This window comes from Sphingomonas sp., from assembly GCF_029239295.1.
GTDB lineage: Bacteria > Pseudomonadota > Alphaproteobacteria > Sphingomonadales > Sphingomonadaceae > Sphingomonas.
This window is the reverse complement of the sequence record NZ_JAQZBC010000012.1, coordinates 1-13,839: the sequence shown is the minus strand read 5'-3', so window position 1 is coordinate 13,839 and position 13,839 is coordinate 1. Positions and strand designations below refer to the sequence as shown.

Sequence of the window (13,839 nt, the reverse complement as noted above, 5' to 3'; positions counted from 1 at the left end):
TCCCCCTTCGTGGGAAGCGCCCGAGACTTTTCCTCCCCTAACCTCTCCCGCGCGCGGGAGAGGCGTGAGACCTACGATGCATATCAAATCGGAAACCGCGGAACGGCATACGCTGGCCGTCATCGTCGATAACGAACCGGGCATCCTCGCCCGCATCGCCGGCCTGTTCACTGCGCGCGGCTATAACATTGAGAGCCTAACGGTCAGCGAGATCACCGCCGACAAGGCGGTCAGCCGGATCACCATCGTCACCTCCGCCAGCAAGCCGATGCTGGAGCAGATCGTGGCGCAGCTCGATCGGCTGGTCCCCGTCCACACGGTCCGCGATCTCACCGCCGAGGGGCCGCATGTCGAGCGCGAGCTGGCGCTGGTGAAGGTCCGCGGCGTGGGCGACCACCGCATTGAGGCGCTTCGCCTGGCGGACGTTTATCGTGCCCGCGTGGTCGATGCGACGACCTCCAGCTTCGTGTTCGAAGTGACCGGGGGCATCGAGAAGATCGACAAGTTCGTCGAGCTGATGGGCGAAGTCGGCCTGATCGAAGTCGCCCGCACCGGCGTCGTCGCGATCGGCCGCGGCCACGAGGCAGCCTGAGTTTCACCACCACCTATCAACCAACCCATCAGCCCGGCCGTGCGCCGGGCCCCCGGATCGGATCCGGGGAGACGAGCAAGGGAGTACCTACCAATGCGTGTCTATTACGATCGTGACGCCGATCTGAACCTGCTCACCGCCAAGAAGATCGCCATCGTCGGCTACGGTTCGCAGGGCCATGCCCATGCCCAGAACCTGCGCGACAGCGGCGTCAAGGACGTGGCGATCGCGCTTCGTGAAGGCTCGGCCACCGCGAAGAAGGCTGAGGACGCCGGCTTCAAGGTGATGAGCAACAAGGAAGCCGCCGGCTGGGCCGACATCCTCATGATCCTCGCGCCCGACGAACATCAGGCCGCGATCTGGGAGAACGACCTGAAGGGCAATATGAAGCCCGGCGCCGCGATCGCCTTCGCGCACGGCCTCAACATCCACTTCGGCCTGATCGAGGCGCCGGCCGACCTCGACGTGATCATGATCGCCCCCAAGGGCCCGGGCCACACCGTGCGCAGCGAATACGTCAAGGGCGGCGGCGTGCCGTGCCTCATCGCCGTCCACCAGGACGCGAGCGGCAATGCGCATGACATCGCGCTCGCATATGCCAGCGGCGTCGGCGGCGGCCGTTCCGGCATCATCGAGACGAACTTCAAGGAAGAGTGCGAGACTGATCTCTTCGGCGAGCAGGCGGTGCTGTGCGGCGGCATCACCCACCTGATCCAGGCCGGATTCGAGACGCTGGTCGAGGCGGGCTACGCCCCCGAGATGGCGTATTTCGAATGCCTCCACGAAACCAAGCTGATCGTCGACCTGCTGTATGAGGGCGGCATCGCCAACATGCGCTATTCGATCAGCAACACCGCCGAATATGGTGACATCACCACCGGCCCGCGGATCATCACCGACGAGACGAAGAAGGAAATGAAGCGCGTCCTGGCTGACATTCAGTCGGGCCGCTTCGTGAAGAACTTCGTGCTCGACAACCGCGCCGGCCAGCCCGAGCTGAAGGCCGCGCGCAAGGCCGCGGAAGCGCATCCGATCGAGAAGACCGGCGCCGAACTGCGCGCGATGATGCCGTGGATCGGCGCGAACAAACTGGTCGACAAGGAAAAGAACTGATCGTCCCCGGCGGCCGACACTGATCGGCCGCCACATCTGCATTGTTCCCGCCGCCGCAACCGATTAGGCGGCGGGCGATGCGGGGAGCGTCCACCACTCATGCGACGTACCGCGCCCGGCCGACCTGGCGCGCGCGGCTGATATCGTCGGGCCTCGCGCTGCTGCTGGTCGCGCTGCTGGTGCTGGTGCTGATCCGGATGGGTGCGTGGCCGGGTCGCCCGCCTGGCGACGGCAGCATCCTGTCGACCTTTGACGTAAGCTCGCCCGGCCCCGCCCCGCAGGCGGCGCAACCGCGCGCGCAGCAGAAGGCGAAGGCGTCGCCACAGCGCGCGCCAACACCCCCCGTCACCCCGCCCGCACCGCCGATCCCCGACCCACCGATCGAGCTGCCCGGCGTGATCAAGCTGTCGCGATCCGATTATGCCTCCGCCGATATCGGCCGCATTCCCAGCGCGCCTGCCGAAAGCGGCGGCACCGGCCAGGCTGCGGCGTCGGGTGGCGGCTCGGAGGGCGTTGCCGGCGGCGGGCCGAACGGCGAGACGCTGTATGCCGCCGAGTGGGTGCGCGAGCCGACCAAGGCGGAGCTTTCCCCTTTCATGCCGGCACGCCAGGAAAGCGGCTGGGGCATCATCGCCTGCCGCACCGTAGGGCGTAATCGCGTGGAGGATTGCCGCGAGATGGGCGAGACGCCGGGATCGGGCATTGCCCGTGGGCTGCGGCGCGCGTCATGGCAGTTCTTGGTGCGCCCGCCGCGCGTTAACGGGAAGCCACTGATCGGCGCGTGGGTGCGGATAAAGTTCGATATCGTGGTCGGCATCGAAAATAAGTGAAACCGGTCGTTTCGCACGCGGACCTTTTCCGCGCCCGCGCGTTCTGGTCTCCAGGGTTGGGTCGTTTCCGGGAGGCTATTCACATGCGCATCGCACATGCATTCATTTTCTCTGCTCTTCTTACAGGCACGGTGTTCGCCGCTCAGCAGCAGGCGCCCGCGCCCACCATTCCCGGCCAGAAGAACATTTCCGCCGTCAGTGGCGGCACCTACACCGCCGACGCCGGCCACACGCTGGTCGAATGGACCGTCGATCACCTCGGCTTCTCGCCGTATTTCGGCCTGTTCGGCAACATCACCGGCACGCTGACGCTTGATCCGAAGAACCCGGCGGCATCGAAGGTGGACGTGTCCATTCCGGTCGCCGAAGTGACGACCGCAAGCGCCGGCCTGACGAAGCACATGCTGAAGCCGGCCGAGGCGGGCAAGTCAGCCGACTTCTTCGGCGCGGCGCCGGCGCCAGCCCGCTTCGTCTCGACGCGCGTGACGCCTAATGGCGAGAATGCACGGATCGAGGGCAATCTGACGCTCAACGGCGTCACCCGCCCGGTGGTGCTGGACGCCAGCTTCTACGGTGCCGGCAAGGCGCCCGCGCAGATGGGCGGCAAGGAGAATGTCGGCTTCACTGCTACCGGGTCGCTGCGCCGCAGCGAATTCAACATCGGCTACGGCATTCCGATGGTCGGCGACGACGTGAAGCTAAAGATCACCGCCGCGTTCCAGAAGTAAACCTGAACTGGCGGCGCTGAGGCGGGATCGCCCCGCGCAGCGCCGCCCGATCTCCAGGCTCAGGCGGCGCGCCGCGCTGAGATCAATCCTTCGAACGTACCCCGAACGGTCGGCGACGCCGCGGCCAGGTGATGCCGCATCCGGGTATCGAAGGCATCGGCGGTATCGGCGCGCCCGCGCCGCGCCATGTCCCATGTACCGAATTCGCGTACCGCGATCGCGCGGTCATGCAGCACCACGATGCCACGATGGCGTGGGTCGCTGCTGATCCGATCGAACACCGTCTGCACGGCGTCACTCTCCCCCTCCAGTACCTGGAGGAAGCGGCGCTCGTCGGTCCAAAGCAGGCCCGTCACCCCGTCACGGCGATTGTTGCGCATCGATACTGACAGGATGATTCCGACATCAACGGCCCCGTCGGGAGTGGCCGAACTGATATAAAGAAGCTGTCTCACTGTTGTCCTTCTGCGTTTTCCCGACGCATCCTTGCTAGTCAGCGATGCCTTACGAAATCGTCAAAATTCAGCGTCTTGCTACCAATCTGGCGCAACTTTGCCGGGGCGGATCGGCACATCGTCGCGCCCGCGGGTGGACAAGCCGGTTATAATGCGGCACCCCTGATGTCGATGATCCGTGGACTTGGCCTCCTTCTGCGACTTACGCGCCCTTAGGCGCGACCAACGCGGTGCGCCCTGCGGGCGGCACGCGAAGCGCCTAAGGGCACCTGAAGAGCCGAAACTGCCCCTTCAAGCGAAGTGAGCCGACCCATGCAGCGCGATCCGTCGACCAAATACCGCCCCTTCCCGACCATCAACATCCCCGACCGCACCTGGCCTTCGCAGGTGATCACCCGTGCGCCGCGCTGGCTCTCGACTGACCTTCGCGACGGCAACCAAGCGCTGATCGATCCGATGGATGCGGAGAAGAAGACCCGCTTCTTCGACCTGCTCGTGAAAGTGGGCCTGAAGGAGATCGAGGTCGGCTTCCCCTCGGCCGGCGCTACCGAGTTCGATTTCATTTCCGGCCTGATCAAGCAGGATCGCGTCCCCGAGGATGTGAAGATCCAGGTGCTGACCCAGTCGCGCCGCGACCTGATCGAGACCAGCTTCCAGAGCCTGCACGGCGCGCATTCGGCGATTGTCCACCTCTACAATGCGGTCAGCCCCGCGTGGCGCCGCATCGTGTTCGGCATGAGCCGCGAGGAAGTGAAGGCCATCGCGATCGAGGGCGCAAAGGTGCTGTGCGACGAAGCGGCCAAGCAGCCCAATGTAGACTGGCACTTCGAATACAGTCCGGAGACGTTCTCCACCGCGGAGGTGGATTTCAGCATCGAGGTCTGCGCCGCGGTGATGGACGTGCTTCAGCCAACGGCCGAGCGCCCGATCATCCTCAACCTGCCCGCCACGGTCGAATGCGCGACGCCCAATGTCTATGCCGACCAGATCGAATATTTCGGTCGCCACATCCCGAACCGCGAGGCGGTGGTGATCAGCCTTCATACCCACAACGATCGCGGCACCGGCGTCGCCGCGGCCGAACTGGGGCTGATGGCGGGCGCCGACCGCGTCGAGGGCTGCCTGCTCGGCAATGGCGAGCGTACCGGCAATTGCGACCTCGTGACCGTCGCGCTCAACATGTACACGCAGGGCGTCGATCCGAAGCTGGATCTCAGCGATATCGACGGGATCGTGAAGACGGTGGAATATGCCACCAACATTCCTGTCCATCCGCGCACGCCTTATGCCGGCGATCTGGTGTTCACCGCCTTCTCCGGTAGCCACCAGGACGCGATCAAGAAGGGCTTCACCGCCCAGGCCGAACGCAACGACGATTTCTGGGAAGTCCCCTATCTGCCGATCGACCCGGCGGATCTTGGCCGCAGCTATGAAGCGGTGATCCGCGTCAATTCGCAGTCCGGCAAGGGCGGCGTCGCCTGGGTGATCGAGCAGGACAAGGGGCTGAAGCTGCCGAAGCGCCTCCAGGCCGATTTCAGCCGTCACGTCCAGGCGCTGGCCGACGAGACGAGCCGCGAGCTCAATGCCGGCGACATCTGGGGCGCGTTCGAGCGGATCTATCTGCCCGGCGACAAGGATCGCTTCGTTCTGCGCGATTACGACGAGACCGGCAGCGTCGGCGATCGCCGCTTCGTCGGCCGCGTCGCGATCGACGGAGAGGAACGCTCGCTCTCCGGCCGCGGCAATGGCCTGATCTCGGGCGTCATCGCTGCGCTCGCGGACACGACCGGGCCGACGCTCGACGTGGTAGACTATGCCGAACATGCGATCGGCCATGGTGCGGGCGCGCAGGCCGCGGCCTACCTTGAATGTCGCACCGCAGACGGCCGGATCGTCTGGGGCGTCGGCATAGATACCGATGTCGCGACCGCCAGTGTTCGTGCGGTGCTGAGCGCCGCCAATCGGGCCTGAACGCGATACTCTCCTCGATCTGCGACAGTCTCGGCTGGACTTGACAGTATTCGCCAGCGGGACATGATGCAGGTTAGAGGAGAGTCGCCATTTTGACCCTGTTGCTGATGGTTCAGGCTGCGGCTGGCGACATCGTCATCACTGGTAAACGATTGGTCGAGGCTCAGGCGGAATGTGCCAAAGGCAATTGTACGCCGCTGCGCGACGCTACGGCGACGATCGCACTGGCCGAATCGCAGTTTCGCGAGGGCGACTATTTGAAGGCGAAGAAGCTGCTCGCCGCTGCCGTTTCGCGCAACAAGGGGAAGGCAACAACTGATCCCCGCCCCCTCGCCGCTTTGTATGAGGCCTATGCGACCGTGGCGATCCACGAGGGCGATCGGACTACTTACCGCGAAGCGGTCGCCAATCAGGTTCAGGTGCTGCGCGACAACCTCCCCGCCGATGACGACGCGGTTATCTCTTCCTCGGTGGCGCTCGGCGATATGTGGATGAAGCTGCGCGACTATCGCCGCGCGCAGAACGCCTATCGATCCGCCGAGGCGACGGCACTTCAGAACGGCCAGGACCGCGCTGCTTTCCTTACCGGGATGCGGCTGGCGGGACTCGACATCGGCGTGGGTAAGAAGGCGCTCGCCTTGCAGCGGATCAACGATCTCGAGGCAATGCCTGCCGCCAATGATCCGTCGCTGAAAAAGCTGGTCCGCGTGATGCGAGTTCGCGCCGAATCGCGCTTCGACGACAATGCCAAATCGGGCGATTTGGCGGATCAGGTCGGCGGTGCGGCGGGCGATCGTCAGATCCTGGTCTGGGAACCCCCATATGATTTTGTCGCCGATACGGACGCGAACTTCCTGTCGCGCTCGCAAGGTTTCACGGACCCGCTCCCGCGCGCCTCCAGCGAACAAGACGGCCTGCAATGGGCCGACATTGGTTTTTGGGTGAAAGCCGACGGGCGCACGGCCGAGGCCGAAGTTCTCCAGGCGTCACCCGGCAACCGATGGGCGCAGGCCATTCTTCCCCAGGTGGAAGGCCGCCGTTACTCGCCCGTTCCGGTCGCAAACGCTGGTGACGAGGGCACCTATCGCGTTGAACGGTTCACGCGCCGCACGAACTACACAGTCCCGATCGGCAGCCTCGCCCGGCGTCGGCAGACGATGGATGGGTTTGAGATCGTCGACCTCACCAATCCCGATGCAAAGCCTAGGCCGGTCAGCTGACCGGCCCCGTCGCTACGGCGTAACGGAACGCTCCCGCACCACTTCGCACCCCACCCGCGCGTCCGGGTAGACGTCCAACTTCATGGAGCGGACTCTCACCCGCTGCACGCGCTGATCCGCCAGGCACATCGCGGCGATCGCCTCCACCAGCGTTTCCTGCAAGGCGAAGCCCGGACCGCCGGCAAGTCCTTGTATTCCCGCCCGAACAAAGTCGTAATCCATGACTTCGTCGATTGTGTCCGCAGACAACGGCCGGGGATAGCGGACGGTCATTTCCACCGACAGGCGAACCCGCTGCGGCACCATCTCGTGCGGATGAATGCCAAGCCGCATCGCGACGTCCAGCTGGTCGAGAATGATCGAATACTCAGCCACGATCCGCTCCCCGTCGGGTAGCGAACATGACGTCACCGTCGCGCTTCACGAAACGCTGCCCGCTGTCCACGTACACTGTCTGTCCGGTGATGCTTGGCGCATCCAGCAGCCACGCAACGGCGGCCGCCACTTGCCCTGCACCGACCGGGCGCTGCAGCAGATTTTCGCGTGCGACCTGATCGAATTCCTCCGGCGTCTGATCCCCGCTCGGCAGGGTCAGACCCGGCGCCACGGCATTGACCCGAATGCGCGGCGCGAACGCCATCGCCATCATCTCCGTCGCGCCAGCAAGAGCGTATTTGGTGAGGGAATAGGAGAAGAAGTCGGGATTGGGGTTGGCGAGCTTCTGGTCGAGCAGGTTGACCACCGCGCCATCGGCTAGGCCGGGCTGCGCCGCCAGCGCCGCTGCCAGCAGCGTCGGCGCGGTGCAGTTCACCGCGTAGAGCTCCGCAGCAAGCCGGGGGTCGATCGCTTCAGGGCGATCCTCCTCGAAGCGCGAGGCGCTGTTTACCAGCGCCGCGATTGGCCCACCCGCAGCCGTAACGGCGCGGTCGAACAGTTCGCCAAGCTGCGCGGTGTCCGACAGATCGCCCGACACCGTCATACCGCCGATTTCCGCCGCCAGCGCTGCGGCATCCTCTCCCGAGGCGCCATGATGGACGACAACGCGCCATCCAGAAGCAGCGCAGGCGCGACACATCGCCGCACCCAGCCGCCGGCCGCCGCCAGTCACCAGAACGGTTCGCGTCACGCGCGCCCCTGCATACCCATCAGCGCCAGCACTTCCTTGCGGCTGCGCTCATCATCGCGGAACACGCCCATCATGCGGCTGGTCACCATCGACACACCCGGCGTCCGAACGCCGCGCGCCGTCATGCAGGCGTGACTGGCCTCGATCACGACCGCGACGCCCTGCGGCTTCAGGCTGTTCCAGATACAGTCGGCGACCTCGGCGGTCAGTCGCTCCTGAACCTGCAAACGGCGTGCAAACGCATGCAGCACGCGTGCGAGCTTCGAGATGCCAACGACATGGTTCCTGGGAAGGTACGCGATGTGCGCACGGCCGATGATCGGCGCCATATGGTGCTCGCAATGCGACTGGAACGGGATGTCCTTCAGCAGGACGATCTCGTCGTACCCCCCAACCTCTTCGAAAATGCGCGCCAGGTGATGCGCGGGATCCTCAGCATAACCGGCGCAATATTCCCGCCAGGCGCGGGCAACGCGCCTGGGCGTATCGATCAGCCCTTCGCGCGTCGGATCATCACCCGCCCATTCGATGAGCGTCCGTATTGCACTTGCAACATGATCGGGGACGGCAATCTTGCCGTCTTCCCCAACGATATCACCATCTTCGGGTGACCCTTTAACGCTCATCAAAGATAAACCCTTGTGCAATGCAATGTGACCAATGCTGCACCGAAGCAAAGGTTTACATTGGCTACTGTTTCATTTCGGTCACAAACATCATCAGACAAGCAAGTGAAGCCTGCAAATCTGTTTGACGTAAGAATTGTTATGGCGCTACCTTCCTATCTGCAAATTGCACACCGCAGATCGGCGAAAAAAGCCGGCGCGGATCCAGGAGAGGATGTCAATGCGCAAGATCGATCTGCTTTCTGCTTCCGCCGTCGCGTTGCTTGCGATGCTTCCTTCTACCGCGTTCGGCCAGACGACACCTGCCCAGTCTGATGCGCAGCCGGCACCTGCCCAGCCGGCACCCGGATCGCCGGGTATCTCACCAGCGGCCCAGGAAGCCGGCTGGGGGTCGGATATCGTGGTCACCGCACAACGCCAAGCGCAGACCTTGCAGGACGTGCCGATCGCCGTCTCCGCCTTCTCGGCCGAGACATTGCAGGCGCAGCAGATCGACAACGCATCCGATCTCCAGCTGTCATTGCCCAACGTCACCTTCTCGAAGGGCAACTTCACGGGTTCCAGCTTCACGATCCGTGGCATCGGCGATTTGTGCGTCGGTATTTCGTGCGATGCGGCCACGGCCGTCCATATCAACGGCACGCCGCTGTTCGCCACGCGCATCTTCGAAACGGAATATTTCGATCTTGAGCGGGTCGAGGTGCTTCGCGGTCCGCAGGGCACGCTGTTCGGTCGCAGCGCGACCTCGGGCGTGATCAACTTCATCACTGCCAAGCCGCGCACCGACAAATTCTCCGCGAGCGGAGACGCCGAATATGGCAACTACGATTCGATCCGGCTGAAGGGGATGATCAACGTCCCGCTGGGCGATACGATGGCCGTCCGCCTGGCCGGCTTCTACCTGAAGCGCGACGGCTATACCGAGAACATCTACAACGACACGCGGATCGATGGCCGCGACATGTACGCGATCCGCGGTTCGTTCCGCTGGGAGCCCTCGGTCGATACGACCCTTGACCTCATGGGCTATTACTTCCGCGAGAAGGACGACCGTCTCCGTATTCAGAAGCAGCAGTGTCAGCGCGATCCCACCGGCACGCTGGGCTGCCTGAACGGACGCCTCGACTTCCAGCGCAGCAACACCAACGCCAGCTTCACCGGCACGCTCGGCTCGCGTGAGTTCCTGGGCATTACCTTTGGCGCCTTCCGTGCGGCGGGCATCGATGCCTCGCTCCTGGGCCTCAACAGCCTCTACGGTCCTGACGCCTACGCCGGCTACCTTGACTCGCCGGACGTCCGGAAGATCGCCTCGGCGGTGAATCCCACCTACTTCACCGACGAACTCCAGGTGCAGGGCCGCCTAGAGCACAATTTTGGGCCGGTCCGCGCACAGTTGACTGGTTTCTACCATGAGACCAGCGTCGACTCGAGCCAGGACTATTCGCTCGGCGTCGGCAACTCCCAGGGGATCATCCCTGGCCTGACCGCCCTCTCTGCCTTTGCCGCCAGCCCGACACTCGCGCCCTATTTCCGACCGATCGCCAATGCGTTGATCCCGGATGGTGTCGGCTCAACGCTTTGCACATCGGATGCGGTACCCAACGGTCTTGGGGCCTATGGTGGGTTTAAGCGCTGCGACAACGTGCCGCTGGCGTTCGACCGCTCGACGCAGAAGACGAAGGCATGGTCAGCAGAAGCGATCATCTCGAGCGACTTCGACGGGATGTTCAACTTCCTGCTCGGCGGCATCTACGTCCAGAACAAGCTCACCAACGGCGACTATTACGTCAACGCCTTCCCGATCGATTACGTCGCGGGCGTGCTCGGATCGCTGCAGAGCCTCGCACAGGCGGGAGCAGGCGTACCGCCATCCTTCTCCGCCACGCCTTACTTCCTGAACGCCACACCAGAGTTCAAGCTGAAGTCTTACGGTATCTTCGGCGAAACCTATTTCGCCTTCACCGACCAGCTGAAGCTGACGCTGGGCCTGCGCTACAACAACGACAACAAGTCGCTCCGTGCGCGCAGCACGCTTGCCAGCTTCCTGACGCCGTACACGCAGACTGGCAGCGCCTTCGACTCGCCCTTCTATGGCACCTATGACGCGGATCCGACGATCCCCGGCATCCAGCCGTTCCAGATCCGCGAGCGCACCTTTGACGAATTCACCGGCCGCGCCGTCATCGACTACCAGTTCACGCCGAATAACCTGCTCTATGCGTCCTATTCGCGCGGCTACAAGTCGGGCGGGTTCAACCCTGCGGTCCAGGTTCCCGGCCTGACCATCCCTGACGCGTTCGAGCCGGAAATCGTCAACGCCTTTGAAATCGGGTCGAAGAACACCTTCGGCAACGGACAGCTTACCCTGAACGTCACCGGCTTCTACTATCAGTACAAGAACCTGCAGCTGAGCCGCATCGTTGCCCGTTCGTCGATCAACGACAACATCGATGCCAACATCTGGGGTGTGGAAGCGGAAGCGATCATTCGGCCGGCGCGTGACTGGGCGATCAACCTTGGCGCAAGCTACCTGAAGACAAGTGTCCGCGAGGATGGCCCGTTCATCAACCAGCGCGATCCGTCGGGCGGCGACCGCAACACCGTGATCATCAAGGACATTGGCGGCGCCTTCAACTGCGTCGTTCGTGGCCCCACAGCGGCAGCGGCGGAAGCCTTTGTCAGTGCGGCGAACAACGTGATCAACACGACGGCCGGGCTGACCGCGGCCAACGGCCTGCGCGGTCCCACCCCTTATCCGGTGGACGCCAACGTCGGTGCCCCCACCGGTGCGTTCAGCCTCTGCAATACCCTGCAGACGCTGGCCGGCCCGACCAGCCCGCTCAACCCGGGCAATCTGATCCAGGTGGTCGACGGCATCGGCGTCAGCATCAAGGGCAACTCACTGCCGCAGGCGCCGATCGCGAAGTTCTCGGCCGGCGTCCAGAAGACGTTCGAATTCTCGAACGGGATGAGCCTGGTACCGCGGTTCGACCTGACCTACACCGGGGAGAGCTACGGCAATATCTTCAACGGCCGGGTTAACCGGATCCAGGGCTATGAGCAGGCCAATGCCCAGATCCAGCTGAACGGCATGGACGACCGCTGGTATGTTCGTGGCTTCATCCAGAACATCTTCGACAACAACGCAACAACCGGCCTGTACCTGACCGATCAGTCGTCGGGTCTGTTCACCAACATCTTCACGCTGGAACCGCGCCGTTACGGCATTGGCGCCGGCTTCCGCTTCTAAGACACTAACAGGGGGCGGTTTCGACACCGCCCCTCATGTTCCGAAGGACAACGGCGGGTCGGCAACGGCCCGCCGTTTTCGTTACCGCCGGTGCCAGCTCAGCGCAGCCGCTCGGCCGCCCAGGCAATATGATCGTCCATGAAGGTGGCGATGAAATAGTAGCTGTGGTCATAGCCTGGCTGCATCCGCAGGGTCAGCGGAATACCCGCCTCGTCACAGGCCTGCTGCAACAACTCCGGCTTCAACTGCTCCTTCAGGAACGGATCGGCATCCCCTTGATCGATCAGCAGCGCGTCCAGTCGCGCTCCGCCAGCGATCAACGCACAGGCATCATACGGCATCCATGCGCCGCGATCGGGCCCGAGATACCCGCCCAGTGCCTTTTCGCCCCAAGGGCAGTTCAGCGGCGAGGCGATGGGGGCAAAGGCAGAGACACTACGAAACCGAGCGGGATTGCGCAGGGCGATCGTCAAGGCACCGTGCCCGCCCATCGAATGACCCATGATGCCTTGCCGCGACAGGTCGGCGGCTGGGAACTCCCGCGCGATCAGCGCCGGCAGCTCATCCTCAATATAGCTCCGCATGCGGAAGTTCGTCGACCAGGGCTCCTCCGTCGCATCGACGTAGAAACCCGCGCCCTGGCCAAAGTCCCAGCTCTCGTCGTCGGGCACGCCCCCTCCCCGGGGGCTGGTGTCGGGAGCGACGAAGATGATTCCCCGTTCGGCGCACGAACGGCGATACTCGCCCTTGTCGGTCACGTTTGCGTGAGTGCACGTCAAACCCGAGAGGTACCAAAGCACCGGCAGCTTTGCGCCATCATCGTGCGGCGGTACATAGACCGAGAAGGTCATGTCCGTCCCGGTGGTCGCGGACTGATGGCGATACACACCCTGCACACCGCCATAGGCCTTGTTCTGGCTGATCGTTTCCACGTTAGCTCCCGTCGTTTGTTGCCCGCCGAGTAGCCGCTTCGCCGCGGCACGGCCACTCCTCGCCGGCCTTCCGGCGCCCGAGGGTAGCGCCACGTTTACACCACCTTCATACAAGGGCGTGACAACCGCTCGCGGTCAGCGCAAGAAGGACGTCACGCCTTCGCAACGGCGTGATTCCGCGAGATGCCGGATGACCGGCGCAACAGGAAGGAATTCAATGGCTACGAAGACCAAGACTGAGGAGGGCAAGCCCAAGACCGGCGGCATTCATGCGCCTGTCCAGCCCTCGCCCGAACTCGGCGCAATCGTCGGCACCGACAAGCTGCCGCGCAGCGAGGTGATCAGCAAGGTGTGGGAATACATCAAGTCCAACAACCTGCAGAATCCCGAGAACAAGCGCGAGATCCTGGCTGACGAGAAGCTCCAGAAGGTCTTCGGCAAGGACAAGGTCACGATGTTCGAGATGAACAAGTACATCTCGGCCCACGTAAAGGCCTGACCTGGCGGTCGAGCGGGCGCCGCATAGGGGTGGCGTCCGCTCGTTTCCTGATAGATCGAGGTCGCCCGCAGATCCGCACCGCGCGGCTGTAACGAGCGCTACCTTCTGGACCAACGCTGCTAAGAGATCCATGAGATTTTCCGCTCGGTCCAACTCTCGATTTTCGCTAACTTCTGGTCCCATGGAAGCCACTTCCGCTAAGTTGTGGACCACTACTACCGAACCGTCTTAGAGGTCGCAGCCACGATGCACCTGCGGCGGGCTCACTTTTCACGCGTCCAGAATATCTTACGATAAGAGATTTCGGCCTAGTATCGTCCACATCAGCGAAGTCCGACCGCCAGCTCCGCTTCAGCCCGCGGGAGGAAGCCGCCCGCGTCGGGATTGAGGCCATGCCTGGTGACGTGCTCCCCAAAGCTCTACCAGTCATAACTGGAGTCCGGGGTTGGTATGGTGCCCCTCGGGGCGGTGTTGCACAACCCGCCTGGCAGCATCGA

At 63.6% G+C, this 13,839-nt stretch carries 13 protein-coding genes; 8 read left to right on the top strand and 5 right to left on the bottom strand.

The window, feature by feature from the left end; all coding sequences use genetic code 11:
- Positions 1–76 precede the first annotated feature (76 nt).
- The 4 genes from ilvN to K0S66_RS12185 all read left to right on the top strand — a co-directional run bounded on the left by ilvN (position 77) and on the right by K0S66_RS12185 (position 3,263).
- Complete coding sequence (ilvN, locus tag K0S66_RS12200; RefSeq protein ID WP_301075697.1) at positions 77–592, top strand: acetolactate synthase small subunit; 516 nt, start codon at positions 77–79, stop codon at positions 590–592.
- A gap of 93 nt (positions 593–685) precedes the next feature.
- On the top strand, positions 686–1,705 hold the full coding sequence (gene ilvC, locus K0S66_RS12195) for a ketol-acid reductoisomerase (protein ID WP_301075695.1): 1,020 nt from the start codon (positions 686–688) through the stop codon (positions 1,703–1,705).
- Between the two features lie 77 nt (positions 1,706–1,782).
- A complete protein-coding gene (locus tag K0S66_RS12190) occupies positions 1,783–2,535 on the top strand; it encodes a hypothetical protein (RefSeq protein ID WP_301075694.1) in 753 nt (250 codons plus the stop codon).
- Positions 2,536–2,618: 83 nt separating this feature from the next.
- On the top strand, positions 2,619–3,263 hold the full coding sequence (locus K0S66_RS12185; RefSeq protein ID WP_301075693.1) for a YceI family protein: 645 nt from the start codon (positions 2,619–2,621) through the stop codon (positions 3,261–3,263).
- A 59-nt stretch (positions 3,264–3,322) separates the two neighbouring features.
- On the opposite strand, the gene K0S66_RS12180 is transcribed toward K0S66_RS12185, so the two are convergent.
- Positions 3,323–3,718: a BLUF domain-containing protein gene (locus tag K0S66_RS12180; RefSeq protein WP_301075692.1), complete on the bottom strand. Its 396-nt coding sequence runs from the start codon at positions 3,716–3,718 to the stop codon at positions 3,323–3,325.
- 312 nt (positions 3,719–4,030) lie between these two features.
- Here K0S66_RS12180 and leuA point away from each other — a divergent pair, with 312 nt between their 5' ends.
- Positions 4,031–5,689, top strand: a complete 1,659-nt coding sequence (leuA, locus tag K0S66_RS12175) for a 2-isopropylmalate synthase (protein WP_301075691.1) — start codon at positions 4,031–4,033, stop codon at positions 5,687–5,689.
- A gap of 92 nt (positions 5,690–5,781) precedes the next feature.
- Positions 5,782–6,909: a hypothetical protein gene (locus K0S66_RS12170; RefSeq protein ID WP_301075690.1), complete on the top strand. Its 1,128-nt coding sequence runs from the start codon at positions 5,782–5,784 to the stop codon at positions 6,907–6,909.
- A gap of 12 nt (positions 6,910–6,921) precedes the next feature.
- Here K0S66_RS12170 and K0S66_RS12165 read toward each other — a convergent pair whose 3' ends face one another.
- From K0S66_RS12165 to folE, 3 genes are read right to left on the bottom strand one after another with little or no spacing between them, the layout of a single operon-like run.
- Positions 6,922–7,284, bottom strand: coding sequence for a dihydroneopterin aldolase (locus K0S66_RS12165; RefSeq protein ID WP_301075689.1), 363 nt, complete (start codon positions 7,282–7,284; stop codon positions 6,922–6,924).
- The gene (locus tag K0S66_RS12160) at positions 7,277–8,035 is read right to left on the bottom strand and encodes an SDR family oxidoreductase (protein WP_301075688.1); all 759 of its coding nucleotides are present in this window, start codon (positions 8,033–8,035) and stop codon (positions 7,277–7,279) included. The genes K0S66_RS12165 and K0S66_RS12160 overlap by 8 nt, the downstream gene beginning before the upstream one ends.
- The gene (folE, locus tag K0S66_RS12155; protein WP_301075687.1) at positions 8,032–8,661 is read right to left on the bottom strand and encodes a GTP cyclohydrolase I FolE; all 630 of its coding nucleotides are present in this window, start codon (positions 8,659–8,661) and stop codon (positions 8,032–8,034) included. Before folE ends, K0S66_RS12160 begins: the two co-directional genes overlap by 4 nt.
- A 220-nt stretch (positions 8,662–8,881) precedes the next feature.
- Between folE and K0S66_RS12150 the strand changes: the two genes are divergently transcribed.
- On the top strand, positions 8,882–11,911 hold the full coding sequence (locus K0S66_RS12150) for a TonB-dependent receptor (protein ID WP_301075686.1): 3,030 nt from the start codon (positions 8,882–8,884) through the stop codon (positions 11,909–11,911).
- A 98-nt stretch (positions 11,912–12,009) separates the two neighbouring features.
- Here K0S66_RS12150 and fghA read toward each other — a convergent pair whose 3' ends face one another.
- On the bottom strand, positions 12,010–12,843 hold the full coding sequence (gene fghA, locus K0S66_RS12145; protein WP_301075685.1) for an S-formylglutathione hydrolase: 834 nt from the start codon (positions 12,841–12,843) through the stop codon (positions 12,010–12,012).
- A 217-nt stretch (positions 12,844–13,060) separates the two neighbouring features.
- Between fghA and K0S66_RS12140 the strand changes: the two genes are divergently transcribed.
- A complete protein-coding gene (locus tag K0S66_RS12140) occupies positions 13,061–13,342 on the top strand; it encodes an SWIB/MDM2 domain-containing protein (protein WP_046410374.1) in 282 nt (93 codons plus the stop codon).
- The last annotated feature ends 497 nt before the right edge of the window (positions 13,343–13,839 follow it).

Coding starts and splice junctions, on each gene's coding strand:
- leuA (WP_301075691.1), top strand. CDS start 4,031: ATGCAGCGCGATCCGTCGACCAAATACCGCCCCTTCCCGACCATCAAC.
- K0S66_RS12150 (WP_301075686.1), top strand. CDS start 8,882: ATGCGCAAGATCGATCTGCTTTCTGCTTCCGCCGTCGCGTTGCTTGCG.
- ilvN (WP_301075697.1), top strand. CDS start 77: ATGCATATCAAATCGGAAACCGCGGAACGGCATACGCTGGCCGTCATC.
- K0S66_RS12140 (WP_046410374.1), top strand. CDS start 13,061: ATGGCTACGAAGACCAAGACTGAGGAGGGCAAGCCCAAGACCGGCGGC.
- K0S66_RS12190 (WP_301075694.1), top strand. CDS start 1,783: ATGCGGGGAGCGTCCACCACTCATGCGACGTACCGCGCCCGGCCGACC.
- ilvC (WP_301075695.1), top strand. CDS start 686: ATGCGTGTCTATTACGATCGTGACGCCGATCTGAACCTGCTCACCGCC.
- K0S66_RS12185 (WP_301075693.1), top strand. CDS start 2,619: ATGCGCATCGCACATGCATTCATTTTCTCTGCTCTTCTTACAGGCACG.
- folE (WP_301075687.1), bottom strand. CDS start 8,661: ATGAGCGTTAAAGGGTCACCCGAAGATGGTGATATCGTTGGGGAAGAC.